A 16,499-nucleotide genomic window follows, 5' to 3' on the forward strand; every position below is an offset into this window, starting at 1 on the left:
GGATACGGATGCAGACCCTGGACACGGAACGTACGCTATCTTGCCTGTGGCCAACCCGATCGTAAGATCCCCGGACCACGCTCTTATGCTCGTAATGATACCCCGTGAACCCGACCTAAAGGTGCGCCGTGACGGACGCATCCCCGCCCCCATAAACGCCGAGGCCGGGGCCCTCATAACCGTCAACGAGCGCGGACACATGCACGGCGCATCCCGTATCAACCCCCTCAGGCGACCTTCTCGCATCGTCGAAATGAACTTGCCCCGTTTATGTCCAGGAGATCAACATGCGAAAACGAAGACCAAAACAACATCTTTGTATTGACTCAACCACGCCGATTACACAGGCAAGATAAAAGACCGTCTCTTCGCGACGGTAAGTGTTTGTCTGCACATCGGAAAATCGGGAGACAGGGGCGCGGTCACAAGAGATGGGCGTCGCGCAAGGCTTTGATCTCATTGGGTGGAGAGTCTCGTAAACATGGCCTCTGAAGAGTATTTTGAGCCCAAACTCGGGCGCATACGGTCCCAAACGGCGAAAACGCCCAGATCGTTCCGATCGAGCGTCATCGGGGCGGTGCAGCGCGCCGGTGGTTTCAAGCGGGCCGGAAACGCAGCGGCAAAAGGCGGGGGAAACTATGGCCGCGGCGCGGGCGTCGGACGGGTTCTGACCGCCAGTTCCGCGCGAGGCCGAACCGCGCGACGCGTGGTGGTCAAGGCGCGGTTTGTGCGCCTCGCCGGGAAGGGGGTTCGCGCCGCCACGGCCCACCTCACCTATCTGCAACGCGACGGCGTCACGCGCGAGGGCGCGCGCGGCGTCCTCTACGGCCCCGACGCCGACCGGATTGAGGCCTCGGATTTCATGGCGCGATGCGACGGTGATCGCCACCAGTTTCGCTTCATCGTCGCCCCGGAAGACGCCCATCTCTATGAGGATCTGAAACCCCTGACCCGGACCGTCATGCAACAGATGGAAGCGGATCTGAGAACGAAGCTCGACTGGGCGGCCGTCGATCACTTCAACACCGGCCATCCCCACACCCATATTGTGCTCCGTGGTCGCGATGATCGCGGCAAGGATCTGGTGATTGCCCGGGAATATCTGAGCGAAGGGTTTCGCGAACGGGTGCAGGCCCAGGTCAGTCTCGATCTGGGGCCACGCTCCGAGCGGGAAATCGCCCAGGCCCTGCAGGCCGAAGTCACTCAGGAACGCCTAACCGCCATCGACCGTCAGCTGCGCCGCGAGGCCGACGATCGGGGGCATGTTCTGGCCGGATATAGCGACCCGGTAAAGAGCGCCGCCCGTTCCGGACGGCTGGTCAAACTGGAAGCGCTCGGCCTCGCCGAAAAGCTGCCCGGTGGGAGATGGCGGCTCGACCCGGAACTGGAAACCACCTTACGTCAGATGGGGGAGCGGGGCGATATCATCAAAACCCTGCACCGCGCCCTGAAAGAGCGCGGCCTGGAGGCGTCACTGTCAGAGACGCAGATGCATTTTCCCTCAGCGTCTTCATCGGGATTGGCGAGCACACTGACCGGTCGCCTGATCGAGCGCGGGATACTCGAGGAGCACAGCGATCGCCACTACGTTATTCTGGAGGGAATCGATGGTCGGACGCACTATGTCGATATAGGACAGGGGAGCCACACAGAGCCGTTGCCCAAAGAAGCGATCCTTCAGGTGACGCCTCGCCGGCCGGACATCCGGGAGGTTGATCGAACGGTGCTGGCTGTGGCGCAAGCCAATGGCGGCTACTACACGACCGAGATACACCTGCGGTTTGATCCGTCCGCTCGCCGGTCTTTCGCCGAAACGCACACCCGGCGTCTGGAGGCGATCCGCCGAACGACCGGGGCGATTGAACGGCTACCCGACGGTCGGTTCCGTATCGACCCTGATCACCTCGATAAGGTTCTGGCCTATGAGCGCAAGGACGTGGCGCGTTTGCCCGTTTCGATCTCGGTTCAGGCGTCGCGGGCACTGGATAAACTGGTCGGGTATAAGGGCGTGACCTGGCTCGACCGCCAATGGGTCACAGGCCCGTCTACTGAGTATGCGCACACGGGCTTTGGACGGGCGCTTCGTTCCGCCTTGCAGTCACGCCGTCAATGGCTGCTGGAGGAGGGCCTTTGGATGCCCGTCACGGGGCAGGGGGGTGAGGCCCTGGACCCGTCGGTTCTCAAGACCTTGCGTCAGCAGGAAATGACCGACGTCGCCGCTGGTCTGGAGGCCAGCACCGGCAAGACATGTAGGACCGTACCGAGAGGGGGCCTGGTAGAGGGCCGACTGCGGGAAATCATCGAGACGGAGTCGGAAAAGTACGCGGTTGTCGAGCGGGCTAAAGATTTCGCTCTCGTGCCGTGGCGGCCCGTTCTTGACAAGCACATCGGGCAGGAAGTCTCCGGCCTGATGCGCGAAGGGGGGATTAACTGGACCATCGGTCGCTCGCGTAGCCTGGAAATCGATTAACGCGAACGGGTCGCGGACGATCCTTGTAGCCGCGCGCTCGTAGGTATGGCACAGTGTAAACCGAAAGGCAGCGCCCTGTGACCATGCAGACCCGCGTCAAGGAAGTGACGCTTCAGGCGTTACGCGAAGCGATCGCATCGGGGGATCCCGGCGATTACAGCTGTCTGTTTGATGGCCATAGCGATCTTCTGACCTGGAGCCGTCAGGCGCGAGAACTCGACCAGTTCGCGCAAGGCCGTGGCTACCGGTCGCGCGCTCACCCGTCCGCCTTGGGCGCCAACCTTGTCGATCTGATTGTCGTGCGGATCTAGCTCGAATGGATTTTGACGAAGGGCGGGCTAAAGGATAGAGGTAACTGACCTTTCCTTTAACAGTAGTCGTCTTGCAGACGGTATAGGGCAACAGACATTGGAACAAAAAACAGACACGACCAATCTCGTCGTTGAAATCGTCACGGCCTATGTGAGCAATAATTCTGTGCCTGCGGCCGAGTTGCCGCAACTGATACAGAGCGTCTCGGGGGCTTTAAACAGTCTGGCATCTGGTCCCGTTGTCGAACCTGAAAATAAGACGCCCGCTGTCTCCATAAAAAAGTCGGTGGGTACCGACTACATCATCTGTCTGGAAGACGGCCGCCGCTTCAAATCCCTGAAGCGACATCTGGCCTCGAAATACAACCTGACGCCCGACGAATACCGGGCTAGGTGGAACCTACCCAAAGACTACCCGATGGTTGCACCGGCCTATGCTGAGGCCCGATCCAATCTGGCCAAGCAGATGGGACTGGGACAAGGGGGGCGCAAGTCGACATCTCAGGCGGCACCGAAGCCTGGCCGTCGGGCGAAGGCATAGGCCTCACAGTGTCAGTAGGGGCCTATCGTGCGATATCCCTCGACCCATTGCGCATGAAGACGCCCCGGGGATTTCCCGGGGCTTTTGCCGTTCGAAAGGATGGTTTACGCGTTGAGGCGATCCTTGAGCGCCTTGCCCGGCTGGAAGACCAGCTTTTTCGAAGCAGCGATCTGGATGGTGGCACCGGTCGAAGGGTTTCGACCTTCGCGTGCGGGCTTATCCTGAACCTTGAACTTGCCGAAGCTCGGAAGGTTGACTTCCTGTCCCAGGACCGCCGCTTCCACGATGCTGCCAAAGACCGTGTCAACGATGGCCTTGGCCGCCACTTTGGTCACGCCGTGTTCCGTTGCGATTTTGTCAATGAGGTCAGAGGTGTTCATAGGTCTGTCTCCGAATGAAAGACACTGACTTGCCCTCCTGAAGCGGTGTTGACAATACCCTTGGTCAGGTATCCACCGGAAGAGCCAACGGGCCTGCAATGGCAATGATGATCAACCCTTTCAATCTGCTTGACCAGCAGAGCGCTGCACTTGTGTGTACGCGCACCAATACGGGTGCCGTCAACTAATCATGCCTGCGGGGACAAGAAGGCAACCTGCCCTCTCTGGTAGCGTTCGCCTCATCATATAAGTCCCAGTGCAAGGAGCCGCACCATGAATGTTTCCGTCCCGACCCACGCCGCTGCGGCGCCTTTGGCGGAGATCACGACCGCCGCCGCGTGGCGAGGTGATGTGCTCTCCAAAGGGGATAGCTGGGTCTATATGCTCTCCGAGGCCCAGATCGCCGAGCTTGAGGCACTGGGTACGCGCTTCGTCGAATCTGACCCGGATCTGCGTTTCGTACAGAAAGAAGAGTACCCTCTCACGGCCTGCGCCGATGCGGTGAGCGAATGGGGCCGGGACGTCGATTCTGGTCGCGGATTCGTGTTGGTGCGCGGCCTGCGCACCCATCTCTATTCCGATGCCCTATCGGCGGCCATCTACTACATTCTAGGCCTGCATATGGGCGATCCGATCCGCCAGAACGAAAAGGGTGACTTGATCGACTCTGTCTATGCCACATCAGACAAGACCATGGCTGACCCAACCGCAAAATCGTCAAAAGTACGTGACGAACTCGTATATCATTCGGATTCGTCGGATATCGTGGCCCTTATGTGCCTGCGACCAGCGCTCAGAGGGGGGGCGTCGTGCCTTGTCTCGGGGGCCGAAATTTACAACGAGATCCTGCGACGTCGTCCGGATCTGGCACCACTTCTTTTCGAGACCTATCACTGGGATTGGCGGCGTCAGGACAAGAATGCGCCAGCTGATACCTATACCTCTCCTATTATCGATCTGACGGATGGGATCTTCAGCATGTATGCGGGCTCGCTATACATTCTGACCGCGCAGGAATATCCCGGCGTGCCGCAACTGCGTCCGGAGCAGATCGAAGTGCTCAAACTGTTCGACGAGATCGCTTATGAGCCTGGCATGGCCATCGAGATGGATTTCCGCCCCGGCGATATACAGTGGTTGTCCAACTACGCCGCGCTGCACGCTCGTCAGGGCTACGAGGACTATCCAGAACCTCAGCGCAGGCGCCACCTCCTGCGGCTGTGGTTGAGCCGTCAGGGCGATCGTCCGGTCATACCGGGCTTCGGCAAGAATGGCGTCGTTCAGGTACGTCACAAGCCGCGCGACGGCCAAACCACGGACGATCTCGGATTCTTTCGCATCAAGGACGCACCCGTGCCGCGTTTGCTCGCCGACCACGGTTGACGGACAGCGATTCATGACCTTCTCTATCGCCTTCCTAGGTCTCGGCATCATGGGCGCGGCCATGGCCCAGCGCCTTATCGATGCCGGATACGCCTTACGCGTGTACAACCGAAACCGGAGCCGTTCATCGACTTTCAAGCGCCACGCCCGTATTGCAGACAGCCCCCGCGAAGCCGCCGACGGTGCGCAGATTGTAATATCTATGGTGACAGACGACGACGCCTCCCGCGCAGTGTGGATGGGACCGGCGGGGGCATTGGTTCACCTGCGGCCGGGCACTATCTGTCTGGAAACCTCTACCCTGTCACCAGACTGGATCCGCGAATGGGCAAAAGCGGTGACGGCGGCCGGCGGCATACCTGTCGATGCGCCCGTGACCGGCACCAAATCCCATGCAGAGGCTGGTCAACTGGTCTTCGTCCTCGGTGGCGATCCCGATGCTATAGATGCGCTTCGCCCCGCACTCACGGCGATGAGCCGTAAGATTGTCCACCTGGGTCCGACGGGTAGCGGGTCGGTTTTCAAGCTGATCAATAACTTTATGGGAGGCGTACAACTGGCGACTTTGGCAGAAGCTTTCGCGATGATTGATCGCGCCGGACTCGATACCGAACTGGCGATTGAGACACTCCTCGACGGGTCACCCGGCAGTCCGATGGTCAAAATGGTCAGCGCGCGCGTGATGGCGGACGACTATCGCCCGAACTTCCAGGTGGCACTACAGGCCAAAGATATGGTGTATGCCCTCCAGACCGCTGAGAGCCTGAATGTTAACCTGCCTACGGTGAAGGCGGCGCTGACGACCATTCAATCGGTCGTGGGCGAAGGGCATGGCGCAGAGGATATCGCCACAGTCGTTCGGACGGCGCGGGCGCAGGTGGCAAATTAGGTTTCATCCACATTGTTTTTACTAAATAGGGACCGCCTGAGCGGTCACTTGAGGAAGGAGTCTTGCATGAAAGTCAGCGTCATCGGGTCGGGCAATATGGGTTCCGCCCTTGTCAAACATCTTGTGGCAGCCGGTCACGACGTCCTCGTCGTCGGGCGCGATGAGGCTAAGGCGCAGGCTCTGGCCGTTGCCGAAGGTGCAACCGCGGTTTCAGCCACAGGGATCGCGTCCGCCGATATCATTATCAACGCCACGGCATTTGCCGATGCCGTCGAAGCGCTTAATAGGATTCCCGGTATCGAGGGAAAGATCGTTGTCGATATCTCCAACCCTCTGACGGCCGACTATATGGGCCTGACAATCGGGCATGAAACATCGGCCGCCGAAGAGATCGCCAAGGCGGTGCCGGGAGTCACGCTCGTCAAGGCGTTCAATACGCTGTTGGCACAGGTGCTGGCGGCAGGGCCGAAGATCGGTGAGGCAACAGTGCCGGTTTTTGTCGCGACGGACGATGCACACGCCAAGGCGAAGGTGACAGAACTGGCCACGTCGATGGGCTTTGCCGTTGTGGACGCGGGCGGATTGAAAAATGCGCGCTATCTTGAACCTCTCGCCGGCTTCAATGTCTTCCTAGCCTATGGGGCTGGCCATGGGGTCGCGATCGCACCGAGCTGGCTGGGTGTCGCCTGAAGCCAGGTAATTTTGGGGTAAAGAAAAAGGGGCCGATTTCGACCCCTTTTTTAGTTATTCGCGGGTGTAGTTATCCGGGATCTGCGGATTTTCGCCCGCCTTGCCCCACAGGATGATTTCGTTGCCCCACGGGTCTTCAAAAGCGTAGTTGTAGCCGTTGAACTCATGCCAGTAGTGATTTTTCCAAATGATGGTCGCGCCGCGTGCTGTTGCCGCTTCGAGAATGCGCTCCGGCGTGTCGTCGTCGGACACCAGCACCCAGATGCGCGCCTTATGCGTGCCGCGGCTCAGAGGCTTGGGGCCGGCGCCTTCAGGCGTGGGGTAGGGTCGGGCATTGTTGGCGTTGAATATGCCGATATGCAGATTGCCTATCTGGCTCTGACTGCCGTCCTTGTTCTTAAAATTCTCGCCTGGAACGAGGCGATGATAGACGCCCGCCGGGCGGCCTTCATTGGTCCAGCCGAACACCTCGGCATAAAACTGGCCGGTGGCTTCGGGATCATCGGAGGTCAGATCAACGAAAATCAGCGTATTGGGATAGGTCATGTGGCGTTCCATAGAAATGAACCGGGGTGCGGCGAACCGAACCCCGGTAAGTTGATCGTACCGATCATGCAGGTGCGATTGAAGAAGGTGGATGCAGGTTTTTGCGCCTAGCCGAACCGGAAGGCCGAAATGGTCGCCTGCATGACAACGTCGGAGAAGATGCGTGTCCCCTTGTCGTCTTCGCCTGCGCCAGCGGCGATCATTAGCGGCAGAAGGTGCTCCTCACGCGGATGGGCGTTGCGCGCGGCGGGGCCCTGCGACCAGTGGTTCAGCGCATCCTCGCGCACAGACTTGTCCTGCGCGAGGGACGAGGTGAGCCACTCATCAAAGGCTTTGGACGGCGCAGTGGCCGATGGCGTGCGGAAAGCGTGCATATTGTGATAGCTCATGCCAGAGCCAACGATCAGGACGCCTTCTTCGCGCAAAGACTTCAGTGCGCGCCCGGCGGCGATATGTTCCGCCGGATCGAGATTCCGCTTCAGCGACAGGGGGACGACCGGAATGTCGGCGTCCGGAAAGGCTACCAGAAACGGAATGAAGACACCGTGATCGAAGCCGCGCTTCGCATCGGTTCTGGCGGGAATGCCCGCCTCTGTCAGAAGCTGAACGATGCGCTCGGCCAGTGGGGTAGAGCCTGGCGCGGAATAGTTCAGCTCATATGTGTGCTTTGGGAAGCCGTAATAGTCGAAGATCATTTCCGGCTGAGGCGAGGTGGCGGCGGTGAAGACAGTCTCTTCCCAGTGACCGGAAACAACGATGATGGCTTTTGGCTTTTCTGGCAGGGTGGAGGCAAGATTCCTCAGCCACTCGGCGGTCTTGTCCCAGGTGTCAGCGGGCTCGCCCATGATGGACCAGTCCATAAAAAAGCAAGGCCCACCGCCGTGCGGAATGAACAGGGTGGGCTGTACTGTGGGCGTGAGGGGGGAGGCTGTATCAGGCATGACGCATCCAATTGAAAAGATTTGTATTACAGGAGTAGCGGCGCGATCATTGCCGGTCTTGTCTGATGGCGATTTGAAACTTGTCTCAAAGTGGCATCAGGGCTTCAGACGCCGGGTTTCTAACCTGACCGAACCCGTCTCAATGAGGTCGGCGGCCGAGTGCCCCAGCGCCACATCGTAGACGCCGCGCTTGATGACCCAGCCGGGACTTTGCGTGTCGAACTGACCCACAATGCGGAGATCGGCGACCAGGGTGAGGGTGCGCGTTTCGCCCGGTTTCAAATCGACCTTGTCGAAGCCGATCAGACGCTGGGTGGCCCCGTCTGGAGTCTGGGTCAGATAGACCTGCGGCACGGCCTTGCCGGGACGTTGGCCGGTATTGGTGACTTTGAAGCTCAAGCGCAATTGATCGCCGCCGCTCAGTTTCAGGTCGCTGTAACTGAACGTCGTATAGCTGAGGCCGAAGCCGAACGGGAACAGCGGCGTCTGTTTCGTGCGTTTGAACCAGCGGTAACCGATATCGGCGCCCTCATGATAGACGACGTCGAACTGGACCTTTTCCGGCAGGTCGATGCCGGGCAGGTTCGGACGCGGGGTTTGGCCGAGGCTGACCGGGAACGTCATCGGCAGGTGGCCCGATGGATTGACGTCACCGAAGAGAATATCGGCAATTACTTCACCGCCTTGCGCGCCGGAATACCAAGCCTGAAGAACGGCGGGTACCTTACTCAGCCAGGGCATGGTGACCGGACCGCCGGTTTGTAGCACAACCACGGTTTTAGGGTTGGCCGAAGCGACGGCACTGATCATGGCGTCCTGACCACGCGGCAGGTCGAGGTTCGGGGCGTCGAGCGATTCCGTCATCCACTGGTTGCCGAATACGATGACGAGGTCGGCTTGTACCGCCTTGCGCGCGGCCTCGGCAGTGTTGCGTCCATTGTCGAACAGGACGGTGGCCTGAGGCGCGCGGGCACGAATGGCGGCCAGCGGCGCGGAGGGGTGATACTGTTCTTTCACATACTGCGCGAACAGGGTTTCGCCGCTCATAGGCACGCCCGGTTGACCCGATACGGCAGTAACATTTGACGAGCCGCCGCCGGACAGAACGCCTTTTTCGACGTAGTCGCCGATAACGAGGATAGTGCGTGCCTCACGCCCCAGCGGCAGGAGATCGCCGCTGTTCTTGAGCAGGACCATGCCCTCTTCGGCGGCGGCACGGCTGATGCGGGCATGGGCGGCGTAATCGATGTCTGTCTTGTGCGGCGGACTATCGAAGATGCCAGAGGCAATCTGCGCATACAGAATGCGACGCACCATGTCCGACAGGCGCGACGCGGGAACGTCGCCGGTCTCGATGGCGGCCTTCAGCGGGGCACCGAACCATGGCTGGGCATCCAACTCCTTGGCCGCCTGCTGATCGAGGCCTTTGACCGCAAAATCGGTCGCCTTGACCGCGCCCCAGTCGGACATGACGAAGCCTGTATAGCCCCAGTCGCCTTTTAGTACTGTATTGAGCAGATGGTCGTTGCCGCACGCATAGTGACCGTTGACGAGGTTGTAGCCGCACATGACCGACAACGGCTTGCCGCGTTCGATGGCGATCTGAAAGGCCAGCAGGTCGGTTTCGCGCATGGCCTGTTCGCCGATGACGCTGTTTGACCAGTCGCGGTTGGTCTCGGAGTCGTTGACGGCGAAATGCTTGATCGTGGCGATAATCTTTTGCGACTGCGCGCCGCGGATGGCTTCGCCGGCCATCAGGGCCGACAGCCAGACGTCTTCGCCGAAATATTCGAAATTCCGCCCGTTGCGCGGATCGCGGGCCAGATTGACCCCGCCGGTCAGCAGGACGTTGAAGCCTTTGGCGCGCGCTTCCGAGGCGATTATCGCGCCGCCGTCATAAGCCAGTTTCGGGTTGAAGCTTGCGGCGGTGCTCAATGCTGAGGGCAGGGCCGTAGCGTGGTCGCCGGGGCGAACATCCGACGGATTGGTCACGCCCAGAGACGCATCGGTTTCGAACAGGGGTGGAATATTGAGGCGCTTGACGCCCGGCACATAACCGGCGGCGGGGATGGCGTCTTCGGGCTGCGGATTGTCGCGAGTGCGCGTAACCCACGGCACAGGCCACGTGCCGTTGACCATGGCGATGCGCTCGTCCAGCGTCATCTGTGCCTCTATCTCGGCGGCGCGTTTGACGGCGTCGTCGGCCCAAGCGGGTGAAACGAGCGCCGAGCCGGTCATCAGGACGGTGAGAAAAAGAGCGCGGGTATGGGCCCGCGCATACGATAGACTTCTCGCAAGTTTGTGCATGGCTAATGTTTGCCAGAGCGGCCCTGCGGGTCTTGACCGGCGGCGTCGAAAAATTTGACAGCGATGTAAATGACGCCCGGCGCGGACTAGACGCCTAGCGCCCTGTTTTTTGGCAGACGGGGGTTTGGCTTTGACGGGCCGGCGGATTCCAGTTTTGCTGATCCGACTGTAATGTGGAGTGCGTGGGCATGACGATCGAAACCAAGGACAATCGCAAAACGGCGCTGGGCGTTGTGGTCGCCTGCACCATAGGTAACATGGTCTGCCTGACCGCTACGGTCAGCTCTGTGTTCGGCGTCTTTCTGGTGCCGATCTCTGAAAGCTTTGACTGGCAGCGCTCGCAGGTCACCGCCGTACTGGGGATCATTTCGCTAGTCAGCATCGTCGCCTTTCCGTTGGTCGGGCGCATTATGGACAAGTACGGCGGGCGCAAGGTGCTGCTCATCGGTAACATCCTGTTCGCCCTAAGCGTCGCGGCTATCAGTCAGGTCAATAACAATCTGCTGCATTTCTATCTGTTGTTCGCCCTGATAGGCTTAGCCGGGGCCATTCCGTCTACGGCCATGTTCTCGAAGGTCGTTTCGGAGTGGTTCGACAAGAGCCGCGGCCTGATGCTGGGGATTTCGGCGGGGCTGGGCAACGGTATCGGTGCGACCTTCATGCCGATTGTTGCGGCCCTGCTGCTGAGCGCCATCGGCTGGCAGATGAGCTTTGCGGTCATCGGCTTCATCATATTCGCCGTCGGTTTTCCAGCAACCTTCTTCCTGCTTAAAAACGCACCGCGTCCGGTTGTCGAGGATCCAGCACCGCGCGCTGATAAATATCAGCCCAATGCCCCGTCGGTGAGCCTCGAGGGCCTGACCCTGAGCCAGGCGGCGAAAACACCGGTCTTCTGGCTGATTATTGCCAGCCTCGGTCTGGGGGCCGGGTGTCTGACGGCGGTATTTTCGCACGTCATCCCCGTACTGACCGACCGTAAGATCGATATGGGGCTGGCGACGACCGTGATGGTTGTGCTGGCGCTCGTCACCTCGGTTTGGCAGATCGTCGTCGGTTTACTGCTCGACCGGATCAAGTCGCCCCGCGTCACCGCGCCGTTCTTCGTTATCGCCGCCGGGGGGCTGTGGTTGTTGGAAGCGGCACAGAACACGCCCATGCTGCTGCTGGCGGGTGCCTTGCTGGGGATTGGGCTTGGCACGGCGTTCGGGGCCTTGCCCTACTATATTTCGCGCTATTTCGGCCTTAAGGCGTATGGCCTGATCACCGGCGTCATCTATGCGGTGGTCATGCTGGCTCAGGGCCTGACGCCGTTCCTGATGGATGTCTGGTTCGACCATTACAAGGCCTATGCCGGGTCGATCCTGATCATCGAAGTCTGTCTGGTGATCGTCGCGGCGCTGATTATGCTCTTCCCGCCGTACCGCATGAAAGTCTCGGCTGCCGAGGTGGCCAGCGTCAATCACGGCGGACTGTAGGGTTTAAACCTCCTCAGACCCTTTACCAGATCCGGTTCACTCGCTGGGTCTGGTTTTTTTCGCGGATTGGTAACGCCGAACTTCATTTCCGGATCAAATGCGCGACAAAAAACTATAAACGGGGTTGGCTGGATTGACGGTGCTTGGACGGCGAAAGTCCAAAGCGCTCGCGGAAGGTGCGGCTGAAATGCGCCGCGTCGTTGAAGCCCCAGCGAAAGCAGATTTCCGACACCGACAATTGCGCGTGGACGGGGCTAATCAGGTCGGCGTAGCAGCGCTCCAGCCGCCGAGTCTTGAGATAGTTGGAAAAGGTCATCTGCGCGCCGGTGAACAGCTTCTGTACATAGCGTGGGGAGACACCGTTTTCGGCAGCGACTTTGAGCAGGGACAACTCCGGATCGTGCAGCAGCGTCTCTATCTTCTGGCAGATGCGGCGCAGGTGAAACGCCCGCGCCCCGGCGGCCCCTCCCTTGGACTCGATGCGGCCGTCGCTGGCCAGACAGGCGACGAGGAACTCAATCATCGACTGCTCGACCGGCTGAAAATGGTCGCCATCGAGGGCCTCCAGCGTGTCGGCCAGACTGAGCAGCAGGCCGTTGAACATTTTCTCCAGCCCGGACCCGCCAGGAAGAATTCCGACGCGCTGGCCCAGCGGTGTAATCATGCGCGGGCTGACGGCCAGTTGCGGGATCTTGATGAACAGCATTCTGAAATCGCTGGTCAGGCGCAGGGTGGAATCGACGCCGGAGGCCCCGAAAATAATTGAGCGCGGACTGAGGACCGTCGTTTCGCCGCTGTATTCCAGTATGCCTTCGCCACGTGCCAAAACGGCCAGCCAGACGGCGGAGCTGTGGTCGGGATTGCGCCCGGAATAGGTCTGCGGCGTGGAATCAAGCACAGCGAATTCGCAGCCGAGCGGGGTGGTCGTCACCATGACCGAGCCGCGTACGCGCGACAGCGACGACAGGTCGGCCACAGGCAGTTTCAGGCGGCGCAGGACATCCACCCACGCCGCCTGCCGCTCCGCTTCGGGAAGCGTATCTACCGAGAACTTCCAGAGAGGCATCGGGTTGCTTATTCGGGGTCCTTGACCACACCTTTGGCCGGAAACAGATTCCGATCGATTTTTACGTGTATCCCCTGTGTGCCGTCAACGACCTGAGTAATGCCAAAGTCGGCGGCGACAGACATCAGCGAATAAGCGTCGTCCTTCGATAGGCCCTGATGCTCACTCAGCAGTTCGACCATGTCGATTGCGGCGTTCTTCATCGCCTTGTTCAGGTCTTCATCGAAACCATGGACGATCCAATGGTTCGGCGTTTCCAAGAGCGGTGAGCGGAAGTTGAAATCCTTGCGGAGAATGATCTGGAACAGGCAGTTGAGTGAGGCTTCGATGGCGGTGCCGGAGATCTCGCCATCCCCTTGCGAGACGTGGGGGTCGCCAATTGAGAAAAGGCCGCCTTTGACCTGAACCGGGTAGTACATGGTCGCACCAGCGCCGATGCGCCAGTTGTCGATGTTACCACCGTGAATACCGGGCGGTATGGTCGATACGCGCTGATCGACCGCCGGTGCGACGCCTGCCGTGCCGAGGTGAGGCCGCGCCGGAACCGATATGCCCTTGAGCGCAGGCATGCGGTCGCATTCGGGACAGTGAGTGATGGTGCCCGGTGTCAGATAGGTACCCGGAAAATCATAGGCATAGAGGGCCGAGGCCGTATTTGAATTCGGGTTCAACTGATAGATGGTGACGCGTTCCTTCTTACCGAACTCCTCATAGAGGTGCCCCCAGTTAGCGGCGAGGTTGGAGCCGTAATTGAAACGCGGCGTCATCTGGAAATAACGCACCTCGAGCATGTCGCCAGGCTCGGCGCCCTCGACATAGATCGGCCCGGTCATGATGTGAACGCCTGGATTACGGTCGGCTTCCGGCACTTCGGTGAATATACGGCGGATATTGTCGTCGAACATCAGTTCGGGATCGTCCCCGGCATGGTGGGTGACCGCTTCAGCCATCACCATGTCACCGGATTTCACCGTCAGTGCCGGTTTGACCTCAGGGTGGAAGTAGCCCCAGTGGATCGTCTCTGGCGTGGCGCGCAAGATATGCAGGTTTTTGACTTCGGTATCCTGACGGGTTTCGCCGGGCGTGCAGATAAAGGCCATGATGACTCTCGAAAATGGGCGCTTACAAATGGGGTGGGGAGGGGTGTAGGCAACAGGGTAGAGACGTGCGGCCCCTGTCCACGCAGTAGACAGGGTTTCGACGTTCAGAGAGGACGGGGGATCAGGCCGCGCCCTTAACCGCCTTGAGATGCGGGCCGGACAGCCGGTCAAACGTTTCCCGATAGCGCTTTATGAGCCAGCGATTGAACTGGATCTGCGCGCCCTCTTGCCACGAGTAGCGGCCGCGCGGCGCGAATTTTGAACGTAGCCCCACCTGCACCAGTTCGTCGACGTGCATGTCCTGATCGATGATATGCATGGCCGAATTCATGTTCATCTCGAACTTGTGCTGGAAGGACGGATGTTTCGATGCGCCTGGCGCGACCAGCGTGCCTGCATCCTGCTCCATCGTTTCAGGCCCGGTCGGGCGAAGTATCAGGTAGATGACCATGTCACTCATCATCACCAGTGACAGGGTCGGCGGGATGTTGGCGAAGGTCATACGGTTGCGGTCGCCCTCGGTCAGGCCGGGAAATACTGGCATCTGCGCGACCTGGGTCGGGTTGAAGCTGGCGTCCTTGTGCGTGGTGCCGTTAAAGCGCAGGAACCCAGCATCGCTGGGATCTGAGTCTGGAAATTCGGCTAAATCCGACGGCACGAAATCGTGCAGTGGGCCCTGATGCAGTTTCGAGGCGTGATAACCGTCATTATTGTTCTCGAACATGACCTTCCAGTTCCACGGGAAGGTGCCGGGAGCCTGCGGTCGCAGATCGTCGGCCGAGGCTAAGTCGTAGCCTTTGAGCGCTTCGGTGACATCGGCTAGACGCGGCGCCAGGGGCGCGGCTTCATGGTCGAAATTAACAAAGATAAAGCCGTTCCAGATTTCCACGGCAAAAGGCGTGAGTCCATGCTCTTCCTTATTGAAGTTGCAGGTCCTTTCCATCGCCGGCGCGCCGGTTAACTTGCCATCGAGGCCGTAGGCCCAGTGGTGATACGGGCAAAGGAACATGCGAGTATTGCCTGACCCCTCCGCCACCAGCATAGCGCGATGCGCGCAGACAGACGACATAGCGTTGACCTTGCCGTCGCGACCTCGCGCCACGACGATCGGTTCGTCCGCGATCTTCGTCGTGAAATAGTCGCCAGGGTTCTTCACCCAGGACTCGCGGCCGACACAGAGCCATTCGTGATAGAAGAGGGCTTCTTTTTCGAAGGCGTAGAAGTCGGCGCTGGTGTAGCACTCCGGCGGCAGGGTTTCGGCGTCCGCCAGATCAATATCTGAAGAGCCGAGAGAGTCGATAAATTCGCGGGTGGGTAATCTGAAAGACATGGCGACGATCACCTGATTTCGTCGTTTCGTGGCAGCGCCCCCGGAGGTACCTCTTCCGGGCGGATGTCATCATGGGAAAAGCTAACCCTGGCGCAGGGCCGGGGTCTTGTGTTTAGGCGCACAAGAACTTGCGCCTGATCGAAAGGGCGAACTGACGAGTATTAAAAGGCGGTGGCCACCGACAGGCTGCGCCACGCATCGATGTCTTTCTGAATCTCCGCCATCTCCTCTTCGGCATAGCCGATGGCGTCGGCCCCAAGCAGGAAGTGAAGGGGTGGTCTTTTCATCCCGGCGATCTGAAGCACGGCCTGTGCCAGTTTTTCGGGATTGCCCGGCTCATGACCCTTATACGCCGCCAGCGTGCGTTCCGCTTCGCGAGCCTTTCCGTCGTAATCGCCGATTTTGCGGCCGACTATGTTCAGTGAACCCTTGGCAAAATCCGTGCGAAATCCGCCGGGCGCCAGATTCGTCACCCCGATCCCCAGTTCCTCGACCTCTTCGGCAAGGGTGCGACCCAGACCTTCTATGGCGAATTTTGTTGCCCCATAAACGCCCGAACCCGCCCACGGCGCATAACCCGATACGGACGTCACATTGATGATATGGCCGGAACGGCGGCCGCGCATATAGGGCAGAACCGCCTGAAGGACGTGGATAGTCCCGAACACATTGACGTCGAACACCTTGCGAATTTCGTCCGGGCTCGCCTCTTCGATCGCGCCGATCAGACCGTAACCGGCATTGTTGACCAGAACATCGATACCGCCCAGAGCGGTTTCAGCAGCGGAAACAGTGGTCTCCACTGCGTCTGGCTGGGTGACGTCCATAAGCAGGGCATGCGCCTTTCCGGGGCTCAGGGCATTGAATGCGATCTGGTCAACTGCACCGCGCACCGTCCCTACAACCTGATCCCCGCGGGTCAGGGCGGCGCGCGCAATAGACAGGCCAATGCCCTTGGAAACGCCCGTAATAAACCATTTCATGCCTATAATGCTCTGAATTAGCGAAAAAATCTTAGACGCGGCCCGCGCTGTCGATGCGCGTTTTTGCGGGCGCGATTGTCGTTAACC

At 59.7% G+C, this 16,499-nt stretch carries 15 protein-coding genes; 7 read left to right on the top strand and 8 right to left on the bottom strand.

Annotated features, from left to right (window positions below; all coding sequences use genetic code 11):
* The first annotated feature begins 481 nt into the window (after positions 1-481).
* The 3 genes from rlxS to ASTEX_RS12150 all read left to right on the top strand — a co-directional run bounded on the left by rlxS (position 482) and on the right by ASTEX_RS12150 (position 3,322).
* Complete coding sequence (rlxS, locus tag ASTEX_RS12140; RefSeq protein WP_013479933.1) at positions 482-2,470, top strand: relaxase/mobilization nuclease RlxS; 1,989 nt, start codon at positions 482-484, stop codon at positions 2,468-2,470.
* 83 nt (positions 2,471-2,553) lie between these two features.
* The gene (locus ASTEX_RS12145; protein WP_013479934.1) at positions 2,554-2,781 is read left to right on the top strand and encodes a hypothetical protein; all 228 of its coding nucleotides are present in this window, start codon (positions 2,554-2,556) and stop codon (positions 2,779-2,781) included.
* 97 nt (positions 2,782-2,878) lie between these two features.
* Positions 2,879-3,322 (top strand): Ros/MucR family transcriptional regulator, encoded by a 444-nt coding sequence (locus tag ASTEX_RS12150; protein WP_013479935.1) that lies wholly within the window; start codon positions 2,879-2,881, stop codon positions 3,320-3,322.
* A 104-nt stretch (positions 3,323-3,426) separates the two neighbouring features.
* On the opposite strand, the gene ASTEX_RS12155 is transcribed toward ASTEX_RS12150, so the two are convergent.
* Positions 3,427-3,702 carry an HU family DNA-binding protein gene (locus tag ASTEX_RS12155; RefSeq protein ID WP_013479936.1) on the bottom strand — a complete coding sequence of 92 codons (276 nt, stop codon included), beginning with the start codon at positions 3,700-3,702 and terminating at the stop codon, positions 3,427-3,429.
* Positions 3,703-3,975: 273 nt separating this feature from the next.
* On the opposite strand from ASTEX_RS12155, the gene ASTEX_RS12160 reads away from it, so the two are divergent.
* From ASTEX_RS12160 to ASTEX_RS12170, 3 genes are all read left to right on the top strand, one after another.
* On the top strand, positions 3,976-5,085 hold the full coding sequence (locus ASTEX_RS12160) for a TauD/TfdA family dioxygenase (RefSeq protein WP_013479937.1): 1,110 nt from the start codon (positions 3,976-3,978) through the stop codon (positions 5,083-5,085).
* A 13-nt stretch (positions 5,086-5,098) separates the two neighbouring features.
* Positions 5,099-5,974, top strand: coding sequence for an NAD(P)-dependent oxidoreductase (locus ASTEX_RS12165; protein WP_013479938.1), 876 nt, complete (start codon positions 5,099-5,101; stop codon positions 5,972-5,974).
* Positions 5,975-6,040: 66 nt separating this feature from the next.
* A complete protein-coding gene (locus ASTEX_RS12170) occupies positions 6,041-6,664 on the top strand; it encodes an NADPH-dependent F420 reductase (RefSeq protein ID WP_013479939.1) in 624 nt (207 codons plus the stop codon).
* A 54-nt stretch (positions 6,665-6,718) separates the two neighbouring features.
* On the opposite strand, the gene ASTEX_RS12175 is transcribed toward ASTEX_RS12170, so the two are convergent.
* The 3 genes from ASTEX_RS12175 to ASTEX_RS12185 all read right to left on the bottom strand — a co-directional run bounded on the left by ASTEX_RS12175 (position 6,719) and on the right by ASTEX_RS12185 (position 10,458).
* Complete coding sequence (locus tag ASTEX_RS12175) at positions 6,719-7,210, bottom strand: VOC family protein (protein WP_013479940.1); 492 nt, start codon at positions 7,208-7,210, stop codon at positions 6,719-6,721.
* 107 nt (positions 7,211-7,317) lie between these two features.
* Positions 7,318-8,151 carry a DODA-type extradiol aromatic ring-opening family dioxygenase gene (locus ASTEX_RS12180; RefSeq protein WP_013479941.1) on the bottom strand — a complete coding sequence of 278 codons (834 nt, stop codon included), beginning with the start codon at positions 8,149-8,151 and terminating at the stop codon, positions 7,318-7,320.
* Between the two features lie 96 nt (positions 8,152-8,247).
* On the bottom strand, positions 8,248-10,458 hold the full coding sequence (locus ASTEX_RS12185) for a beta-glucosidase family protein (RefSeq protein ID WP_013479942.1): 2,211 nt from the start codon (positions 10,456-10,458) through the stop codon (positions 8,248-8,250).
* A 188-nt stretch (positions 10,459-10,646) separates the two neighbouring features.
* Here ASTEX_RS12185 and ASTEX_RS12190 point away from each other — a divergent pair, with 188 nt between their 5' ends.
* A complete protein-coding gene (locus tag ASTEX_RS12190; RefSeq protein ID WP_013479943.1) occupies positions 10,647-11,933 on the top strand; it encodes an MFS transporter in 1,287 nt (428 codons plus the stop codon).
* Between the two features lie 112 nt (positions 11,934-12,045).
* Here the strand turns inward: ASTEX_RS12190 and ASTEX_RS12195 are convergent, their stop codons facing one another.
* The 4 genes from ASTEX_RS12195 to ASTEX_RS12210 all read right to left on the bottom strand — a co-directional run bounded on the left by ASTEX_RS12195 (position 12,046) and on the right by ASTEX_RS12210 (position 16,412).
* Entirely contained in the window at positions 12,046-12,999 is a 954-nt protein-coding gene (locus tag ASTEX_RS12195; protein WP_013479944.1) for a helix-turn-helix domain-containing protein, read from the bottom strand.
* Between the two features lie 8 nt (positions 13,000-13,007).
* On the bottom strand, positions 13,008-14,099 hold the full coding sequence (locus tag ASTEX_RS12200) for an acetamidase/formamidase family protein (protein WP_013479945.1): 1,092 nt from the start codon (positions 14,097-14,099) through the stop codon (positions 13,008-13,010).
* 121 nt (positions 14,100-14,220) lie between these two features.
* Positions 14,221-15,429 (bottom strand): aromatic ring-hydroxylating oxygenase subunit alpha, encoded by a 1,209-nt coding sequence (locus ASTEX_RS12205; protein WP_013479946.1) that lies wholly within the window; start codon positions 15,427-15,429, stop codon positions 14,221-14,223.
* Positions 15,430-15,590: 161 nt separating this feature from the next.
* On the bottom strand, positions 15,591-16,412 hold the full coding sequence (locus tag ASTEX_RS12210) for an oxidoreductase (RefSeq protein ID WP_013479947.1): 822 nt from the start codon (positions 16,410-16,412) through the stop codon (positions 15,591-15,593).
* Positions 16,413-16,499 lie beyond the last annotated feature (87 nt).

Origin of the sequence: Asticcacaulis excentricus CB 48, assembly GCF_000175215.2 — a bacterium.
GTDB lineage: Bacteria > Pseudomonadota > Alphaproteobacteria > Caulobacterales > Caulobacteraceae > Asticcacaulis > Asticcacaulis excentricus.

Coding starts and splice junctions, on each gene's coding strand:
- ASTEX_RS12185 (WP_013479942.1), bottom strand. CDS start 10,458: ATGCACAAACTTGCGAGAAGTCTATCGTATGCGCGGGCCCATACCCGC.
- ASTEX_RS12210 (WP_013479947.1), bottom strand. CDS start 16,412: ATGAAATGGTTTATTACGGGCGTTTCCAAGGGCATTGGCCTGTCTATT.
- ASTEX_RS12195 (WP_013479944.1), bottom strand. CDS start 12,999: ATGCCTCTCTGGAAGTTCTCGGTAGATACGCTTCCCGAAGCGGAGCGG.
- rlxS (WP_013479933.1), top strand. CDS start 482: ATGGCCTCTGAAGAGTATTTTGAGCCCAAACTCGGGCGCATACGGTCC.
- ASTEX_RS12190 (WP_013479943.1), top strand. CDS start 10,647: ATGACGATCGAAACCAAGGACAATCGCAAAACGGCGCTGGGCGTTGTG.
- ASTEX_RS12160 (WP_013479937.1), top strand. CDS start 3,976: ATGAATGTTTCCGTCCCGACCCACGCCGCTGCGGCGCCTTTGGCGGAG.
- ASTEX_RS12155 (WP_013479936.1), bottom strand. CDS start 3,702: ATGAACACCTCTGACCTCATTGACAAAATCGCAACGGAACACGGCGTG.
- ASTEX_RS12165 (WP_013479938.1), top strand. CDS start 5,099: ATGACCTTCTCTATCGCCTTCCTAGGTCTCGGCATCATGGGCGCGGCC.
- ASTEX_RS12200 (WP_013479945.1), bottom strand. CDS start 14,099: ATGGCCTTTATCTGCACGCCCGGCGAAACCCGTCAGGATACCGAAGTC.
- ASTEX_RS12205 (WP_013479946.1), bottom strand. CDS start 15,429: ATGTCTTTCAGATTACCCACCCGCGAATTTATCGACTCTCTCGGCTCT.
- ASTEX_RS12180 (WP_013479941.1), bottom strand. CDS start 8,151: ATGCCTGATACAGCCTCCCCCCTCACGCCCACAGTACAGCCCACCCTG.
- ASTEX_RS12145 (WP_013479934.1), top strand. CDS start 2,554: ATGCAGACCCGCGTCAAGGAAGTGACGCTTCAGGCGTTACGCGAAGCG.
- ASTEX_RS12175 (WP_013479940.1), bottom strand. CDS start 7,210: ATGACCTATCCCAATACGCTGATTTTCGTTGATCTGACCTCCGATGAT.
- ASTEX_RS12170 (WP_013479939.1), top strand. CDS start 6,041: ATGAAAGTCAGCGTCATCGGGTCGGGCAATATGGGTTCCGCCCTTGTC.